The organism is Flavicella sp., assembly GCF_037132785.1.
Taxonomy (GTDB): Bacteria; Bacteroidota; Bacteroidia; order Flavobacteriales; family Flavobacteriaceae; genus Flavicella.
The window spans coordinates 1-16,514 of sequence record NZ_JBAHZZ010000187.1; the positions used below are offsets into that span (position 1 = coordinate 1).

The window sequence follows — 16,514 nt, forward strand, 5'->3', positions numbered from 1 at the left end:
ATTTTGGCTAAATAAGCCTTACAAGCTTCATCATTTGGTAGTTCTTTTATAAAACTCAGTATATTTTGACCTTGAAAAACATCCATATCTGTTATATTTAAGGACACTAAGATACAGAAACTAAATGACTAACTCAGTAATGTTAATTTTCAGTTTGTAAAAACTGATAATTTTATTATTATAATAAAATGAATCAGATGCGGAAGTTGAGTCTTAATAAAAAAGCGTTTATTATTAAAAATTAATTTAAGTTTTTAATTTTCCCTAAAATTAAAACGGTATATGTGTTCCTTGTTTTTAGTGTCAGCTATTAATTCTAGGAAACAAACCTCTATTAGATCTTATAAACACCCATTTGGACTAGTTCAAAAATTATTTTAGCTTCCATAATGGAGTCGTCTAAACCTCTGTGTACTTCTGTTTTTTGTATATCAGGGAAAAGAATGTCCCAAGCTTCTTGTGCTTTGGGCCATTTAAAACCTCTAGATCCTTGTATTTTAAAATATTGAGTGCTGACTTTCATAGGGCAAGCTACTTTGTCGCCTAGATCAAAACCATTTGAGGTTAAGAATGAATTGTCGAAATCTCTATTCCAAGCCGTGATTCTTCCTTTGTAGTTGTTGAGTATTTCTTGAATTTCATCGGCATAATGGTCTAGAGGTTTTGCATTTCGAACTTCATCGATGTTCATAAAGCCATTTTCAAAAATCCATGACCTTCTGTGTTTTGCAGTTAAATTTGGGTCTTTAAAGACATTGTTGAAGAGTTCGATAATTTCACCTGTTTCTATATTGAGTTTAACGATGCCTAATTCTAGAATAAAATCGTTGATAGGACTTAGGCCTGTTGTTTCAATATCTAATACTAAGATTTCGTTTGCCATATTGTATTTATAATTATTTTTCAAATATATAAAAATGTGACAATGTTTAATTCTTCTGAGAGCTAATAAAAACAAAAAACCGTAAAGAATAAATCTTTACGGTTTTTAAGTGGTGCCTCCAGGAATCGAACCAGGGACACATGGATTTTCAGTCCATTGCTCTACCAACTGAGCTAAGGCACCATTGTTGCTGAGCTTAAGAGGTTGGCTCTTTTGCTTAGCGGTTGCAAAGATACATGTATTTTTTAGATATATCCAAACATTTTTTTAAAAATCTATTTGTATATTTGGACATTGGATAAAATTTATGGCGTATTTAATAATTGATGCAGGTAACACACGTGTAAAACTGTTTGTATTCGAAGGAGATAAAATTATTTTTAGTGCAAGTGAAGAATCTCAACGATTGGAAAAAATCATTTTAATCATTTTAAAAAAATATTCAATTGGAAAGATAATACTTTCTTCTGTCGGAGCTTTACAGAAAAAAATTACTGAAATAGTAAATAGAGAAGTTCCCTTGATTTTACTTTCTCATAAAACAAAACTTCCTTTTGATAGTTTATATTCAACTCCAAAAACTTTAGGTGTCGATAGAATTGCACTTGTGTGTGCAGCATCAATCTTATATCCTTCAAAAGATGTATTGATTGTTGATGCAGGAACTTGTGTAACTTTTGATTTATTAAATAAAGAAAACACCTATTTAGGAGGCGCAATCAGTTTAGGATTAGAGATGCGCTATAAGGCATTGAATTCTTTTACAGAAAAATTACCGAGATTGAGTTTTAAAAATCCTGAAATTTTAATTGGTGATAGTACAGAGTCCTGTATTCACTCTGGAGTGGTGAACGGGTTTGTTGCTGAAATAAAAGGTATAATTGAACAATATGAATTACAATACCCTAATTTAACAATTGTTTTAACAGGAGGTGACATGAATTACTTGTCTAAAAGATTAAAAAACAGCATATTTGCAAATCCGAACTTTTTAGTAGAAGGTTTGAATGCAATATTGAAATATGAAACATAAGAATGATGCAAAAAAGAATTTTGTTTTTCTAATTACAAATTCTAATTATTGGAAAAAGCAACAAGCAGCTCCCTGTTTTTTTTTGGAATTGGAAACAATTTCCTAAGTAAAACGTTAGAAGAAAATATAAGGAATGGTGTTGGTACGGTAGTATCAGTTGCTGGGAATCTGAATTTTAGTTATCCAGAAGTTTTGTAAGGTTTGTTTTTTACTGCTTATTCTGTTGGAGATATTAACGAGTTGTTTTCAGAGAGAGGTGAGTGTCGTTACGGAGTGAATATGGGAATGGAGCTTGAAGCAAGCGCAATAACAGACCTTGGTATGCTTTTGGTAGGATTAAGAAAAGTATTGATATTTTAGAATGTCAGTTTGGAGTGAAAGGAGAAGTTTCTTCTGTTATATGGTAGAAGGAAAATGTTTTTTGTTAAAAGTACATCTCTGTAAGGTAAGTGGTTTATAATGAGAAGAATAAGTTAATAAATATATTAATAGCGTAAGTAATATGAAAAAAATTATTTTAATTGTAACATGTTTAATTTTTAGCTCCCAAATAAGTTTTGCACAAGAGGATGCTAATATAAAATACAACCTTTTTAGAGGAGATTATAAAGCTAAGAACTATGAAGCAGCTTACGATAATTGGATTTGGTGTATGGATAATGCACCTAAATTATCTGTAAATATTTATAAGTTAGGTATTACAGTCGCAAAAGATAGATTTACCAAAGCATCAGAGGCTGATAAGCCAGAAGCTATTGCATTGGTAAAAAGAGTATTTGATCAAAGGCTTGAGTATTTTCCTAAAGATTTCGCAAAAGTGTATAGTGATTATGCTGATTTTCTGGTAGATGCAGAACAATCAGATGAAGAGATTTATGAAGTTTTGAAAAAGGCTTATAAAGCTGATGCTTCTAAAATGGGAGTGAAATCAATTTATAGATATTTCCAATATGTAACAGATGAGTATAAAGATAAAGATGTTCAGTATGTTTTTGACACATATGATAATATAGAAAATGCTGTTGAAAAGAAATTAAATTATTATGCTACAAAATTAGATGGTTATTCGGATAAGGAAGAGCAAGGCAGTGTATTGTCTTCTAAAGAAAAATCTCTAAAGAACGCCTATGAGAATAACTCTAGAGCTGTTGGGCAGGTTACTGGTGGTTTGGACAAGATTATATCAGATTTATCTACATGTGAACGTTTGATTCCTTTGTATACTTCAGACTTTGAGACTAATAAGGAAAACGGGACTTGGTTGAGGTCTGCTGTAAATATGATGTATAAAAAAGAATGTACTGAAGATCCATTGTATGATATTTTGGTTGAAGCTTATGTAGCTGCCGAACCTTCTCCAGATGCATCAGTGTTTTATGCGGGTATACTTGTGAAAAACAATGAGATGGATAAGGCAAGAGAGTATTTCTTAAAAGCCGTTGAACAAGAGTCTGATCCATTTAAAAAGGCTGGATACTTATATAAAATTGCTCAAATTTTAAGAAAAAAAGGAATGAAATCTCAAGCGAGAAAATCTGCTTTAAGAGCAATCAGCTTCAAAAGAAGTATGGGAGAAGCTTATTTGCTAATTGCTGGTTTATATGCTTCAAGTGCTAATTCATGTGGTACATCAGAATTTGAAAAGAGAATGGTTTATGTAGCGGCTTCTGACATGGCTCAAAAAGCGGCATACGTAGATCCTATAAATAAGAGTAGAGCTTTGAAATACGTGAGAAGTTACAAAGGTTCTGCTCCAGATAAAACGGCAATCTTTACCGAAGGTTTAGAATCAGGAAGTTCATATAAAATAGGATGTTGGATTGGTACTACTGTTAAAATACCTTAACTTAGGAAGGAAGTAGAAAAGAGGTTTCCTTAAAAATATAATTATGTTGAAAAACATTTTGAATACATTGCAAAACATTGTTATCCTATTTGTGGTAACAATGTTTTTTTCTTGTGCCAACAGTGTCAAAGAAGTGAATGATTTTTTGGCAGATAAAAATTTACCAGTAGGTGAGTCAGAAGATGTGCGTCATGTTTATAAAGATTCTGGAAGGATTGTATTTCGGATGATTACGCCGTTGTTGTATGATTTCTCTAATAGAGAGTCTCATCCTTATTCGGAATATCCTAAAGGTATAAAATTGGTAACGATTGGTAATTCAGGAAAAGACTCTACTACCGTTACAGGAAATTATGCTAAATCTTTTAATAAAACTAGGATATCTGAGCTCATAGGAGACGTTGTCGTTTATAACCATACGGATAACTCGATGTTGAAGACACCGCAATTGTACTGGGATCAAAAGACAAATTATGTTTTTACTGAAGAGAATTTTTCTTTAATCGTAGATGGTGACACTATTAAAGGTAAAGGGTTTGAATCTAACCTAGATTTATCAGGCTGGTTGTTAAAAAAAATAACAGGTGATATTAAAATTAAAGAAGAAGAATGAATACATTTGGGAAATATTTAGAAATAGCATATGCTATTATAGGAGTTTTTTTTATAGGAGAAGGAATTTTTTCTTGGATAGGAAATGATAGGGAAAAAGCATATATTTCTATCGGTTTTGGAGTGTTGGCTATTTTTATGTTTTTCTTTAAAAGGAATTTTCGAAAAAAACGATCTTAAATTAACCGTTTAGAATAAATTAATTGAGTTCGTCTTTTTGTCTCCAGATATTAAAGTCTTATAAATTTTGAATTTGGAACAATTTGAAGAAGCTTAGACTAAGCTTTATCAAATAGAGAACTTCTTTTAATGAATATTTAGCCAAAATAAAAAGGTAAAATGGATTATTAACATGAAATGATGTAAAGCATAAAGCTTTGAATAGTCAGATTATAAATTTCATTGTTATGATTTTTAATTGTAGAAAGCACAAGTAAACACCTTTATTTCAAAGTAAAGTTTGCCCTTCAAAAGGGCAATGGTAATAATAAAACACAGTTGGTGTAAGTTATTATAAATCATGATTTGGATACTCTATGTTTGCTAATTTTCTGATTCTATCTAGTGTTTTTATCAGGTCTAAGCTAAAAGATAGAGGCAGCATTGGGCTTTCCGTGAGTCCTTGATCTAAGCAATCCATCACATGTGCTGCTTCATTTTGATAACCCAAACCTTTTCCGTGCTCGCAATGAATTTCAGTGAATTTCCCTTTTTTTCCTATTCGTAGCGGAACCTGTAACTCACGAGAAATACGTACTGAACCTTCTGTAAAATAAAATTCAGAATCGTTAAAAGCATTGCATTTAAACCCAGAAGCTAAATTGGCAGAGTTTCCGTTTTTGTATTTAAAGAGCATTTCTATGTTTTCATCAATACCTGTTTTTCCCAGTTCCACATCAATGGTAATTTCATCTGGAACGCCTAAAGTCATCAATGCCGTAAAAACGGGATAAATACCGATATCTAATAACGAACCTCCACCAAGATTTTTATTAAAAATACGATGATGTTCGTCAAAAGTAGCAAAGAATTTAAAATCACATTTTACATGTTGTAGCGCTCCTAGTTCTTTGGACTTGATGATGTCTAAAACTTTTAAAAAAGAGGGGTTAAAACGTGTCCAAAAGGCTTCCATTAGAAAAGTGTTATTCTCTTTAGAAGCCTGAATCATTTGTTCCACTTCTTTTGTGTTGATGGCAAATGCTTTTTCGCATAAAACTGCTTTTTTAGCCTTTAAGCAGAGTAAAGAATGTTCTAAGTGATGAGAATGTGGGGTGGCGATATAGATTATGTCAACAGCAGGATCTGCGATCATTTCCTCATAAGAGCCAAAAGCTTTTTCGAAATTTAACTCGCTAGCAAAATTTTCTGCTTTGGATAGGTCTCTTGATGCAGCTCCGTACAATTTGGCATTAGGTAGCAATTGTAAATCAGTTGCAAATCTCTTGGCAATTTTTCCGCAGCCTAAGATGGCCCAGTTGTATGTTTTTTGTATTGTCATAGTTTCTAACAGTTCAAAGTGTTTTTTTCTGGATGAAAATACAAATTGTTTTTGAGAATTGATTTGTTATTGGTGGAATTGTAGATTGTGAGTTCTATTTCCGTTCATCGTCCACCTTTTTTCGTCTCTCCTCCATCTATCAACGAACAATGGACACTGAATACCGTCAGCCTGAATTCATTTCAGGATCTTTGGCTAAGTAGTATGAGATGCTGAAACAAGTTCAGCATGACGATGATGAGGAGTTAAGAGGCATTGTCTTCGTCAAAGTCATTGTGAACAGCCCAACGTTTTTCGTCTATCCAATAATGTACAACTCTAATCAGGAAAGTATTCGACCAACGTCATCCTGAATTCATTTCAGGATCTTTGGGTAAAGAAACGAGATACTTGAAATAAGTTCAGCATAGCGATCATAGGTAGTCCATAACGAACGTCAAACATCCATAATCTTTATTGAAGAACAACATGAAAATAAAGAACCATTACAAGATGCATAGAAGCTATAGCTTGCATTTGAGACATTTATACCCTGTTTTTGAGACGTTTTTTTTTTTTTTTGGCTATGAAAAATGGAATGTAAAATATATTTTTGAATTGAAAAAGAAAAGTACCCAATTATAATAGTCCATTTTTGACTATAAGATTGGTCTATTACTGTAAAAAAACGCTATGAATTTTAAGAACACACCTGTTGTTTTTTATGTTATATTTATTTGCTTACTTTTTGTGGTTTTACCGAAAATAAATAATGTTGAGTATGTAAACTCAACAATTACAAGTAAGTTTATATTCTTTATATGTGCCTGTATGATTTTAATAATCTTGTACGGTTGTAAGCTTGTGCTTAGCAAAGAATACTTTTTTAGCTTTTCTAAAATAGATGTCTTGTTGTTAGTCTTTATACTCTATATCTCTATAAACCGATATTATATTCAGTCAACCTATGGCTTTTCCATTCGGTATATGGAGTTATTGGGGCTTTGTGTGGTTTATATTGTTTTAAGGCGTTTTACTTTCCTAAATTATTGTTGGTTGTTATTGGCTATTGTCATCTCTGGTATTCTGCAAGCCGTTTATGGGAATTTGCAATTATTGGGCTATTATTCCTCAAATCATTCGGGTTTTAAAATGACAGGTAGTTTTTTTAACCCTGGTCCTTATGCCGGTTTTTTAGCTGTGGTATGGCCATTGGCTTTAGGCATGTATTTGTTTAAAGAGTCTATTTTTAATTTAATAAAAACAAATACTTCTGAATTTAGGAATGTGGTTGTAGTAAAATTATTTGAATACATTCCTTTAATAGGGATAATTGCTATTTCTTTGGTATTACCAGCGAGTTTATCTCGTGCTTCATGGCTTGCGGTTATTCTAAGTACATGCTTGTTGTTAGAGCTACGTTATGGCTTTCTGAAAAAAAAATCTATCGGGTTTTATGAAAGAAACAAGAAAATTTTGTTTGCATTTATCTTTTTGATCCTTGTATTTAGTTTGATTGGTTTGTATTCTATGAAAAAAGATTCTTCCACAGGTAGGTTGTTGATTTGGAAAGTGACTTCAGAAATGATTTCGGAACATGTTTGGTTAGGAGTTGGATTTGATAATTTCAAAACACATTATATGAACTATCAAGCACGTCATTTTGAAAATAAATCTACAGAAAATTTTGGAATGATGAATGCAGATAATACCAATTATGCATTTAATGAGTTTTTACAGTTTTTTGCAGAAAATGGTTTGTTAGGGATTGTTTTGCTTTTTATAATTGTATTCTTTTTATGGAAACAGAAACCCTCTTTAGAAAACCAATGTTTAGCAAGTATACTAAAATCTAGCATGATTGCAATTGGGGTGTTTTCACTATTTTCATACCCAAGTCAAATACTTCCCGTAAAATTAAATTTGGTGCTATTGTTAGCAATGCTTGCAGGAGTTGGCAATAAAGCGAATTTAAAAGGAGTCCTTAACTATAAAATAAAGAATGTTTATCTAAAAACAAGTTTGGGAATTCTTACTGTTGTTTGTTGTGTTTTTATGATAAAACAAACTTACAAGCTTCATATAGGCTACAGACAATGGAATACAGCAATGCAGTTTTATATGCAAAGCGAATACAATACATCTATTAGCCATTTTAATAACGCTTTTGCTGTTTTTAATAAAAACGGAACTTTTTTAATGAATTATGGCAAAACCTTGTCTATGAATAAAGAGCACAAAAAGGCAATTGAAGTATTAGAAGAAGCTAAACTTTATTTAAACAATACTGTTATTGAAGTTGCGTTGGGAGATTCTTATAAGGTATTAAACAACAGTGCTAAAGCTGAAGTAGCATATACCTCAGCTTCTAATATGATTCCAAGCAAGTTTTATCCAAATTATTTATTAGCAAAGCTCTATATAAAAAACAAGCAATATACAAAGGCATTGGTAAAAGCAAAGGAACTTATGCAAAAGCAAGTAAAAATAAACTCTACCGCTATTGATGAGATAAAACACGAGATGCTTCAAATAATTAAAGAACATGATAAAACCTCTGGGCTTTATTAAATTAAAATATTCTTACATGTTTAACTTAAAAAATATAAAACTATGACTTAGCTCTATCAACACCCAGAGGAAGTTTTTTATAAATTTTATTTACTGAATTACACCCAGTAAATAAGCTGTTTCAAAAGTAGCGCTCCTTTAAAACTTTACAAAAATAATACTTAATAAAATAAACGCAATAAATAAATGCGTTTACAAATGAAAAATTTTAAAAAAAATGAAAATTATAATATATAGTATAGCTTTATTGATTGGTAGTAGCCTTTATTCTCAGGGAATTAAAGGGAAAATAAGTTATCAAGCAACTTTAAATTCAGCTATAAGTAAGAGTTGCGTGGAAAAAGATTCTAAAATGTCAGAGTTGGAAAGGGGCACCCTATTAGAGGATATTAGCAAATCAAGACCTAGTGATTTTGTCTTGGAATTCACTGAAAATAAGGCAATATTTAAATCTGTACATAACAGAAGAATGTTAAGAGAGTTAGGATTGTTGTAGAGTATGATCTATTAAATTGGGAGTTAAGTCAGGAAACAAAGAAAATTGCTGGATATACTTGTTATAAAGCAACCACAATAATTAATAACGAACAAGGTTTTTATAGAAATAATTATACGAAACCGATAGTAGCATGGTATTGCCCTGAGATTCCTGTTTTCTATGGAATTCAAAATTTTAGAGGCTTACCTGGTTTGATACTAGATTTGGTTGTTCAAACAGGACAAGGACAAGTTACTTTTAAAGCAATCAAAATAGAATTAAATACTGAAGAGGAAATAACAATAAAAGAACTAGAAGGAAAACTGATTACGGAAGATGATTATATAAAAATGATGCAAAAATTGAATTCTCAACGAAGAAAAAATTAAATATATATGAAAATAATAATAATTATACTTTTTACGCTTACTAGTTACTCTTTACTGTCCCAAGGTTTTAATGGAAAAATCACCTACCAAGTGAGTAGCAATAGTGCTATCAATATTGAGCGAATCAAAAAGGATTCCACTATAAAGACCGATATATCACGTAATGCATATTTGAATCTTGCAAAGAATGCGATTCCATTGAATTTTTTACTAGTTTTTAATAAAGAAGAAGCAAATTTTAAAGCGGAATTTGATAGAATAACTATGCGACGTATGGGGCAAATTCAAAATTATATTGGGTCTATGGCAAAATCTCATTTGGTCTATTATGATGCGAGAGGTATAGAAAAAGTTTTGGGACATAGTATCCATTTCAATGATATTATTATCGCTTATGATGCTGTTAAATGGAAATTTACTCAGGAAACTAAAATGATAGGTACATATATATGTTATAAAGCAACTGCTGTTATTAATAAACAACAGGATCTTGCTAGGAAAAATTATATTAAACCAATTGTAGCATGGTTTTGTCCGGAAATCCCAGTTCATTTTGGAATAAGGAATTTTAAAGGTTTACCAGGGTTAACAATGGAATTAACTATTGAAACAGGAAGAGGGGTTTTGTATTATAAAGCAACTAAAATAGAATTGAATACAACCGAAAAAATTAAAATAGAAAAATTTAAAGGGAAAGAGTTAACAGAAGATGAATATCTTGAATTTATGAGTCAGATGAACTATCAAAGTAGATAAAAATGAATAAATTTTTACGTAAGCTTGTAGGTTTTTCTTTTGTATATTTTCTTGCTATAGGGAGTGTTTTAGGTCAACATAGGAATATTCATGGAGTTGTAACCGATACAAAAAAGGAAACATTAAGCTATATAACGGTGATGGCAAAACCTGTTGATAAAACAAAAGCAATGAAATTTGCTATGACTGATGATTTGGGACAGTATATTGTTGATTTGGAGTTAAATACTTCTTATGTGATAGAGTTTACAAGTATGGGATTTGAGACTTTTAGTTTTACATATTTGGTTGAAAAATTGGATCTGCGTAAGGATGTACAATTAACGGAAAAAGTAAACCAATTGCAGACCGTTGTTATTGATATTCCTATTGTGGTAAAAAAAGATACCGTTATTTATAAAACAGATCAGTTTATAACAGGAGAAGAACGAACCTTAAAAGATGTATTAGAAAAGCTACCTGGGATAGAGGTTGATGATGAAGGTAATGTAACGAGTAATGGAAATAAAATTACCCATATGTTGGTTGAAAATAAAAAATTCTTTGGTGGTAATAGCAAATTGGCTGTTGAGAATATTCCAGCAGATGCGATACATAGAGTAGAAGTGATTGATGATTATAATGAAGTCGCCTTTTTAAAAGGCATGCATAAATCCGATAAAATGGCCATGAATATAAAATTGAAAGAAGGGAAAAAGAATTTTCTTTTTGGGAATATTGAAGCCGGTAAGGGAAATAAAGAATATTATAAAACCCATGCCAATTTGTTTTATTACAGACCCGATATCAATATCAATTTTATTGGAGGTATGAATAATGCTGGAAAAAAAACACTAAGTATGAGCGATTATCAAAATTTTATTGGTACTTCTTCTTCAGTATTTAAAGCCAGAGATATCGATCAGGAGAAAGTTGGGATTTCAGAGTTCATAGAGTCTACAGATGTTGTTAAAACAAACCAAAAAGTGGGAGCTTTTAACCTTAGTAAATCGGTAAATAAAAAGTTAGAGATATCCAGCTATTTTATTCTTTCAAGTTCCACAAACAGTCAATTGCAAGAGAGCATCAATCAATATTTAATTCCTGATAACAATTATACAGAGGTTGTAGATAATATTGGTGAAATGGACAAACATTTTGGTATTGGGAACTTGACGGTTGATTATAAATTAAGCGGAATGGAAGAAATTATTCTAAAGGTTTTAGGTAAAAAAAGCGTGCAAGAAGGTGTTAAACTACTAAGATCAACGATAGATGATGCTACAAGAGTTTTTGATGAAAACTCCAATACCACTAACTATTATACCAATGCTAATTTAGAGTGGCATAAAAAAACTGCCAAAAAACATGCATTTTCATTTAGTGCAATTGCAACACAAAGCAATCATGATTTTAGTGGATTTTGGCATACAAATCAAGCTTTTTTAAGTGACTTGTTACCGCTGGTTGCAGAGGATATATATAAGTTGAATTATTTAAGAAATAAAAAGAAAAATAACCTTCAAATGGTTTTTAAACATTATTGGACTATCAGTCAGGATAATTTTTTACATTTTACGGTAGGAAATAACTATAGAAAAGAACAGTTTTTTACAAATGACAAACAAATCTTGGCAGATGCTAGTGAAAATGAGTTTGATGGCGCAGGTTTTAACAATGATGTAACGTTTGAATTAAATGATTTTTATGCAGGTATTCACTCGGATTTCAGAATAGGCAAATACGAATTTGCACAAAGTGTATTTGCACATAATTACCAATGGACCATAGCTCAATTAAATTCCGTTACGGTACATAAATGGATTTTTCTTCCAGATTTTCAAATTAAAGCTGACTATAGGTCTTTTGGTAAGGTTCGATTGAAGTATCAAATGACCAATGGATTTACAGAGGTATCTAAACTTGCCAATCGGTTTTATTTAAAATCCTACAATTCTGTTTATAAAGGAAATGAAAACTTAAAAAATGCCTTGACAAATTCTTATTCTTTAAGATATTCAAAATCTAATGTTTTCAAAAGATTACTATTCATTGCCAGTTTGAATTATAAGGAAAAATTAAATGGAATTATCAATTATGCTGTTACAGAAGGAAGTGATAATTATTTAACATCCATAATGGCAGATGCTATTTATAAAGGCTGGTCGGGTAATATTTTAATAAGTAAATGGTATCGTAGCTTTAAACTATTTTTAAATACAGATTTTTCCAATTCTACAAGTCTTAGTAATATAAATAATCAATTTGTTGAAAATATAAATACCAATGGAGGTTATAGCATAAGGCTAAGTTCTAACTTTGAGAAAATACCTAGAATTCAATTAAGTTTTCGGCAGAGTTTTGGGAAAAACACCTCTGTAGCTGGCGATTATAACTATAGAATAGAAAATCCATCTGTAAAAATTGATTACGATTTTTTTAAGAGTTATATTTTTTCAATGAACTATCTGTATTACCGTTATAAAAATAGAACGTACAACAACTTAAACACCTATTCTTTGGCAGGAATGAAATTGATTTATGACAATAAAGATACACATTGGGGAGCAAGCCTATCTGTAGAAAATTTATTTGATGCCAAATACAAAAATCAAAATAATTACAATACGTATATCACTTCAGATATAAAGACCTATATCTTACCTAGAGTAATGATGTTAACACTAATGTATAAATTATAAATAAAAAAATGTTATTAAAAAAGATAGTCATATTAGTTGTATTAATTAGTTTAATAGCTTGTTCTAATAAAAACAAGAAAATAGAAGCAACTATAGTTGAGTTTGATAAAGATGTGTATGATTTTGGTTTGATTGAGTTTGAAGAAGATGTTCCGCTCACTATTAATTTCTCTAATATAGGAGACCATCCTATGGTAATTAACAATGTAAAAACAAGTTGTGGATGTACGGTACCGAAGCTAGCTACAAATAATATTGTATCAGGAGGTAAGGGTTCCATACATGTAGATGTGTCTCCGTCAAGACGTGGGAAATTCAACTCCTCTGTTTATGTTTTTTATAACGGGATAGGATCGCCTAAGCAAATCAGAATTAAAGGAGTTATTAATTATTTAGATTTATTAGAAAAATAAATGATTCTATTAACTAAAAGATATATTAAATATACAATTCTTATTGTTTTTGTGTTATTTTGTTGGTATTTGGGAATAACTTGGTTGGGGCTTCTCCTTTTACTAGGAACTTCTGTTGTTGAAGCTTTTATTTTTTTAGGAAGTTATTTGAAAAACAATTTTTTCAAACGGTTTGTTCAAGGTGTCTTAAAAATTGTTTGTTTTTTTGTTCTAGTCATTTTGTGTAAAATCTTAGGTTTTGGACTTTATATAATCCCAAGTTCATCTATGGAGAACACTTTATTTAAGGATGATGTGATATTGGTAGATAGATTGCAATATGGCCCGAAATTACCCCAATCTCCCTATGAAATACCTTGGGTTAACCTCTATTATCGCCTAAAAGATAATTCTAATAGTACCGTTCCTGAAAAACGTTGGAACCCTAAACGATTATCTGGTATAACCACTGTAAAAAATGGAGATGTTATTGTGTTTACCATGTTCAAGAAAAAAATGGTTATTGTTAAACGTTGTATGGGAATTGCTGGGGATACTTTACAAATAAAAAATGGAGATGTTTATATAAATAATACACTTTTAAGCCCTTCAAGAGAAGTCTTAAATACCTATGAATTTAAGGTACAGAATAAGAAACGGTTGTATACTGTAATAGATTCCTTGGAAATGGAAAGTCATTTGGAAAGTAATGGAGTAAAAAGTTATCAGGCAACCTTGTCTTTATCGGAGAAAGAGATATTAGAGGATTTAGGTTTGATAGTTGATGTACAAAAAAAATCTGATAGCTTTTCTTCTAAGAAAAAAATATATCCAAAATCTAAGTATCATAAATGGAGTCTTGATAATTATGGGGCTTACATCATTCCTAAGAAAGGAATGACTATTAAATTATCTCCTGAAAATTATGCTTTATATAACAGGGTTCTTAAATCACATGAAAAGGTTCATATTAAAAATATTGGAGGTAAGTATTATTTTGAGGGAGATGAAATAAAATCGTATTCTTTTAAGCAAGATTATTATTTTATGATGGGAGATCATAGAAATGGATCTATGGATTCTAGATATTGGGGTTTTGTTCCTAAAGAAAGAATTATAGGCAAAGTCTCCTGTGTTTTGTTTTCAAACAAAGACAATCACTTCCAATGGAATCGTTTGTTTAAAGGCGTATAAATAGGTGAAGGTTTATGAATTTAAAATTTTCTTTTTTGTTTAACGATTGTCAGTTTAACTGGGAGCTTAGTAAGGAACGATAGTTTATTTACCACTATTTATTATAAAAAAAATAATTTCATGAAAAAAATACTTTATATCGCTCTATTCTTTAGTGTTTTTATGACAATAGGATTTTCGAGTTGTAATTTAAAAAAAGAAGAAAACAAGCTGAACATCGCATTGCAATTAGCGGAGAAAAATAAAGTTGAGCTGCAAAAAGTTTTAGACCATTATCAAGAACCTAAAGATAGTTTGAAGCTAAAAGCAGCAAAATTTTTAATATCTAACATGCCTTATCATTTTTGGTTAGATTATGGAGAAGAATATGATAAAGTGTTTAAAAAAGCAGGAGTACTTAGGGAAAAACATGCTTCTTTTTTTGAAAATGATAAAAAGAAAGTACTGACAAATAAAAAGCTAACAGCAGAAGTAAAAGAAAGAAAAATAAATATTTTAAATAAAAAAATATCCAAAAAAATATTTGATAGTTTTTCTAAAGAAATTAATTTTCTTAATGGAACAGTTCCAGAAAAACCAACTACGGTTTTTGATGTAAAATTCATAGATGCAGCGTATTTAATTGAAAATATAGAGTTCGCTTTTAAAGTATATGATGCGAATTCTCTAAAATTAGATGAAAATTTTTTAGAATTTGTTCTTCCGTATCGAGTTCTGAAAGAACCTCTTGAAAGGGGAAAGAGAGTAGCCTTGTACAATACCTATAGTTGGGTAAGAGACTCTATAAAAGTACAGCCAATTGAGGAGGTTGTTCAGGAGCTGTATTATCAATTAAGTTTATCAACCTATACTTTTAACAATAATAACTATCCGTTTCCTGGGGTTCCATCGTTATCTCAAATTGAGGCTACTCGTTTTGGGAATTGTGAATATCTAGCAACGTATTTTGTTAGTGTATTGCGAAGTGTAGGAATTCCTTCAGGGATTGATTATTCTAAAAGGTGGGGTAATTTCTATAAAAATAATTCTCATAGTTGGTTGTTTTATTTTGAAGGTAATACCTTAAAAACCTTTAATATTGGTGGTGGAGATGCGTTAATAGAACTTTACCATCAATCTAATATTACCAAAGTTTATAGGCAGACTTATTCCAAGCCTGAGAAAAATGATGTTACAGATTTATACCATGATGTCGCAGATGTTTTAATAGATCTTTTATGGGATATAAAAAAAGCCAGTCAGAATAAAATTTATTTAGGCGTTTTTAATCCAAAAACTGGTTGGGATAAAATAGCAATTGCTGATAAAATAGCGCATCATACAGTGTTGTTTAAAAAGGTTGGAGTCAATTTAATTTATGCAGTATTTTACGAAGATAATGAAGGAAAACATCTTGTGAATTATCCTTTTGAGTTAGATAAACAAGGGGGAATCCGGTATTTAGACCCCAATAAATCGATTTTAGAAAAGGGAACAGTTTTGAGAAAATACCCAATTATATCCTATATAAATGATAAAGAACGCTTGCTGGCCATTCAATCAATTAATGGCTGTAAATTGCAAGGGAAGAATCATCAAAATTCAGATTTTAAAGATCTATATCATATCAAGGACTTTTCATCTACTCACGAAATAATTTTACGATTAGAGCATCCTGTATCCTATAAATACTATCGTTTCCTTCACCCTAGTAATAAAAACACAAAAATTGCAACTTTCAATTTATTAGATACTTTAGTTGAACCGATTAAAGACTATGCTTCTGTGACGTTTAAAAACGATACCTTAAATTCGAGATATGCTAAATTAGTAGATGATAATCCCCTTACATATCTTGATGCTAATTGGTTCCGTATCAATTACAGTTTTACTAAACCAACAAGAGTATCAGGGATTAAAATTCAAGCTAAAAATGATGACAATCATATCAATAAAGACGAGTTTTATGAATTGTTGTATTGGGATAAGGAATGGCTTTCATTAGGAGAAAAAAAAGCAAAAGATACAGTGCTTGTTTATAAAAATATACCCCAAAATGCACTTTATTGGCTTAAGAATACGACCAAAGGAAATGAAGAGTTTGTTTTTAAATTTAACAAAAAAGGAGAGCAAGTTTGGGTAGGAATGGGCTCGTTTTAGTGCAATGTAATTCTCAATATTATTTTTTTTTGGGGGGGGTCTAATTTTTTGTTAGTACCC

General features: G+C 30.7%; 16 protein-coding genes, 1 tRNA gene and 1 pseudogene. 14 read left to right on the plus strand and 4 right to left on the minus strand.

Features of this window, described 5'->3' with window-relative positions; genetic code table 11:
• The 3 genes and pseudogenes from V5787_RS11760 to V5787_RS11770 form a co-directional block, all read right to left on the minus strand.
• Window positions 1-86, minus strand: a pseudogene (locus V5787_RS11760) (IS1595 family transposase); the annotation flags it as partial.
• A 248-nt stretch (window positions 87-334) separates the two neighbouring features.
• On the minus strand, window positions 335-883 hold the full coding sequence (locus tag V5787_RS11765; protein WP_336893399.1) for a 3'-5' exonuclease: 549 nt from the start codon (window positions 881-883) through the stop codon (window positions 335-337).
• A gap of 110 nt (window positions 884-993) precedes the next feature.
• A tRNA-Phe gene (locus V5787_RS11770) sits at window positions 994-1,066 on the minus strand.
• Window positions 1,067-1,190: 124 nt separating this feature from the next.
• Between V5787_RS11770 and V5787_RS11775 the strand changes: the two genes are divergently transcribed.
• The 6 genes from V5787_RS11775 (at window position 1,191) to V5787_RS11800 (ending at window position 4,554) form a co-directional block, all read left to right on the plus strand.
• Complete coding sequence (locus tag V5787_RS11775; protein WP_336893400.1) at window positions 1,191-1,916, plus strand: type III pantothenate kinase; 726 nt, start codon at window positions 1,191-1,193, stop codon at window positions 1,914-1,916.
• A 48-nt stretch (window positions 1,917-1,964) separates the two neighbouring features.
• On the plus strand, window positions 1,965-2,114 hold the full coding sequence (locus V5787_RS11780; protein ID WP_336893401.1) for a hypothetical protein: 150 nt from the start codon (window positions 1,965-1,967) through the stop codon (window positions 2,112-2,114).
• Window positions 2,115-2,117: 3 nt separating this feature from the next.
• Window positions 2,118-2,276, plus strand: coding sequence for a hypothetical protein (locus tag V5787_RS11785; RefSeq protein ID WP_336893402.1), 159 nt, complete (start codon window positions 2,118-2,120; stop codon window positions 2,274-2,276).
• A 142-nt stretch (window positions 2,277-2,418) separates the two neighbouring features.
• The gene (locus V5787_RS11790; RefSeq protein ID WP_336893403.1) at window positions 2,419-3,762 is read left to right on the plus strand and encodes a hypothetical protein; all 1,344 of its coding nucleotides are present in this window, start codon (window positions 2,419-2,421) and stop codon (window positions 3,760-3,762) included.
• A 43-nt stretch (window positions 3,763-3,805) separates the two neighbouring features.
• Entirely contained in the window at window positions 3,806-4,375 is a 570-nt protein-coding gene (gene lptC, locus V5787_RS11795) for an LPS export ABC transporter periplasmic protein LptC (protein WP_336893404.1), read from the plus strand.
• Complete coding sequence (locus tag V5787_RS11800; RefSeq protein WP_336893405.1) at window positions 4,372-4,554, plus strand: hypothetical protein; 183 nt, start codon at window positions 4,372-4,374, stop codon at window positions 4,552-4,554. Before lptC ends, V5787_RS11800 begins: the two co-directional genes overlap by 4 nt.
• A gap of 331 nt (window positions 4,555-4,885) precedes the next feature.
• On the opposite strand, the gene V5787_RS11805 is transcribed toward V5787_RS11800, so the two are convergent.
• Window positions 4,886-5,875, minus strand: a complete 990-nt coding sequence (locus V5787_RS11805; RefSeq protein WP_336893406.1) for a Gfo/Idh/MocA family oxidoreductase — start codon at window positions 5,873-5,875, stop codon at window positions 4,886-4,888.
• 810 nt (window positions 5,876-6,685) lie between these two features.
• Here V5787_RS11805 and V5787_RS11810 point away from each other — a divergent pair.
• The 8 genes from V5787_RS11810 to V5787_RS11845 all read left to right on the plus strand — a co-directional run bounded on the left by V5787_RS11810 (window position 6,686) and on the right by V5787_RS11845 (window position 16,454).
• A complete protein-coding gene (locus V5787_RS11810; protein WP_336893407.1) occupies window positions 6,686-8,425 on the plus strand; it encodes an O-antigen ligase family protein in 1,740 nt (579 codons plus the stop codon).
• Window positions 8,426-8,642: 217 nt separating this feature from the next.
• Entirely contained in the window at window positions 8,643-8,921 is a 279-nt protein-coding gene (locus V5787_RS11815; RefSeq protein ID WP_336893408.1) for a hypothetical protein, read from the plus strand.
• A complete protein-coding gene (locus V5787_RS11820) occupies window positions 8,912-9,292 on the plus strand; it encodes a GLPGLI family protein (RefSeq protein WP_336893429.1) in 381 nt (126 codons plus the stop codon). The genes V5787_RS11815 and V5787_RS11820 overlap by 10 nt, the downstream gene beginning before the upstream one ends.
• Window positions 9,293-9,298: 6 nt before the next feature.
• Window positions 9,299-10,048: a GLPGLI family protein gene (locus tag V5787_RS11825; protein ID WP_336893409.1), complete on the plus strand. Its 750-nt coding sequence runs from the start codon at window positions 9,299-9,301 to the stop codon at window positions 10,046-10,048.
• Window positions 10,049-10,050: 2 nt separating this feature from the next.
• Window positions 10,051-12,729 carry a hypothetical protein gene (locus V5787_RS11830; protein WP_336893410.1) on the plus strand — a complete coding sequence of 893 codons (2,679 nt, stop codon included), beginning with the start codon at window positions 10,051-10,053 and terminating at the stop codon, window positions 12,727-12,729.
• An 8-nt stretch (window positions 12,730-12,737) separates the two neighbouring features.
• Window positions 12,738-13,142 carry a DUF1573 domain-containing protein gene (locus V5787_RS11835; RefSeq protein ID WP_336893411.1) on the plus strand — a complete coding sequence of 135 codons (405 nt, stop codon included), beginning with the start codon at window positions 12,738-12,740 and terminating at the stop codon, window positions 13,140-13,142.
• Window positions 13,143-14,315, plus strand: coding sequence for a signal peptidase I (gene lepB / locus V5787_RS11840; protein WP_336893412.1), 1,173 nt, complete (start codon window positions 13,143-13,145; stop codon window positions 14,313-14,315).
• A gap of 120 nt (window positions 14,316-14,435) precedes the next feature.
• Window positions 14,436-16,454 (plus strand): transglutaminase domain-containing protein, encoded by a 2,019-nt coding sequence (locus tag V5787_RS11845; protein ID WP_336893413.1) that lies wholly within the window; start codon window positions 14,436-14,438, stop codon window positions 16,452-16,454.
• Window positions 16,455-16,514: the final 60 nt, after the last annotated feature.

Excerpts from the sequence above, each read along its gene's own strand:
- V5787_RS11765 (WP_336893399.1), bottom strand. The coding sequence starts at position 883 with ATGGCAAACGAAATCTTAGTATTAGATATTGAAACAACAGGCCTAAGT.
- V5787_RS11775 (WP_336893400.1), top strand. The coding sequence starts at position 1,191 with ATGGCGTATTTAATAATTGATGCAGGTAACACACGTGTAAAACTGTTT.
- V5787_RS11790 (WP_336893403.1), top strand. The coding sequence starts at position 2,419 with ATGAAAAAAATTATTTTAATTGTAACATGTTTAATTTTTAGCTCCCAA.
- lptC (WP_336893404.1), top strand. The coding sequence starts at position 3,806 with ATGTTGAAAAACATTTTGAATACATTGCAAAACATTGTTATCCTATTT.
- V5787_RS11800 (WP_336893405.1), top strand. The coding sequence starts at position 4,372 with ATGAATACATTTGGGAAATATTTAGAAATAGCATATGCTATTATAGGA.
- V5787_RS11805 (WP_336893406.1), bottom strand. The coding sequence starts at position 5,875 with ATGACAATACAAAAAACATACAACTGGGCCATCTTAGGCTGCGGAAAA.
- V5787_RS11810 (WP_336893407.1), top strand. The coding sequence starts at position 6,686 with ATGATTTTAATAATCTTGTACGGTTGTAAGCTTGTGCTTAGCAAAGAA.
- V5787_RS11815 (WP_336893408.1), top strand. The coding sequence starts at position 8,643 with ATGAAAATTATAATATATAGTATAGCTTTATTGATTGGTAGTAGCCTT.
- V5787_RS11825 (WP_336893409.1), top strand. The coding sequence starts at position 9,299 with ATGAAAATAATAATAATTATACTTTTTACGCTTACTAGTTACTCTTTA.
- V5787_RS11830 (WP_336893410.1), top strand. The coding sequence starts at position 10,051 with ATGAATAAATTTTTACGTAAGCTTGTAGGTTTTTCTTTTGTATATTTT.
- V5787_RS11835 (WP_336893411.1), top strand. The coding sequence starts at position 12,738 with ATGTTATTAAAAAAGATAGTCATATTAGTTGTATTAATTAGTTTAATA.
- lepB (WP_336893412.1), top strand. The coding sequence starts at position 13,143 with ATGATTCTATTAACTAAAAGATATATTAAATATACAATTCTTATTGTT.
- V5787_RS11845 (WP_336893413.1), top strand. The coding sequence starts at position 14,436 with ATGAAAAAAATACTTTATATCGCTCTATTCTTTAGTGTTTTTATGACA.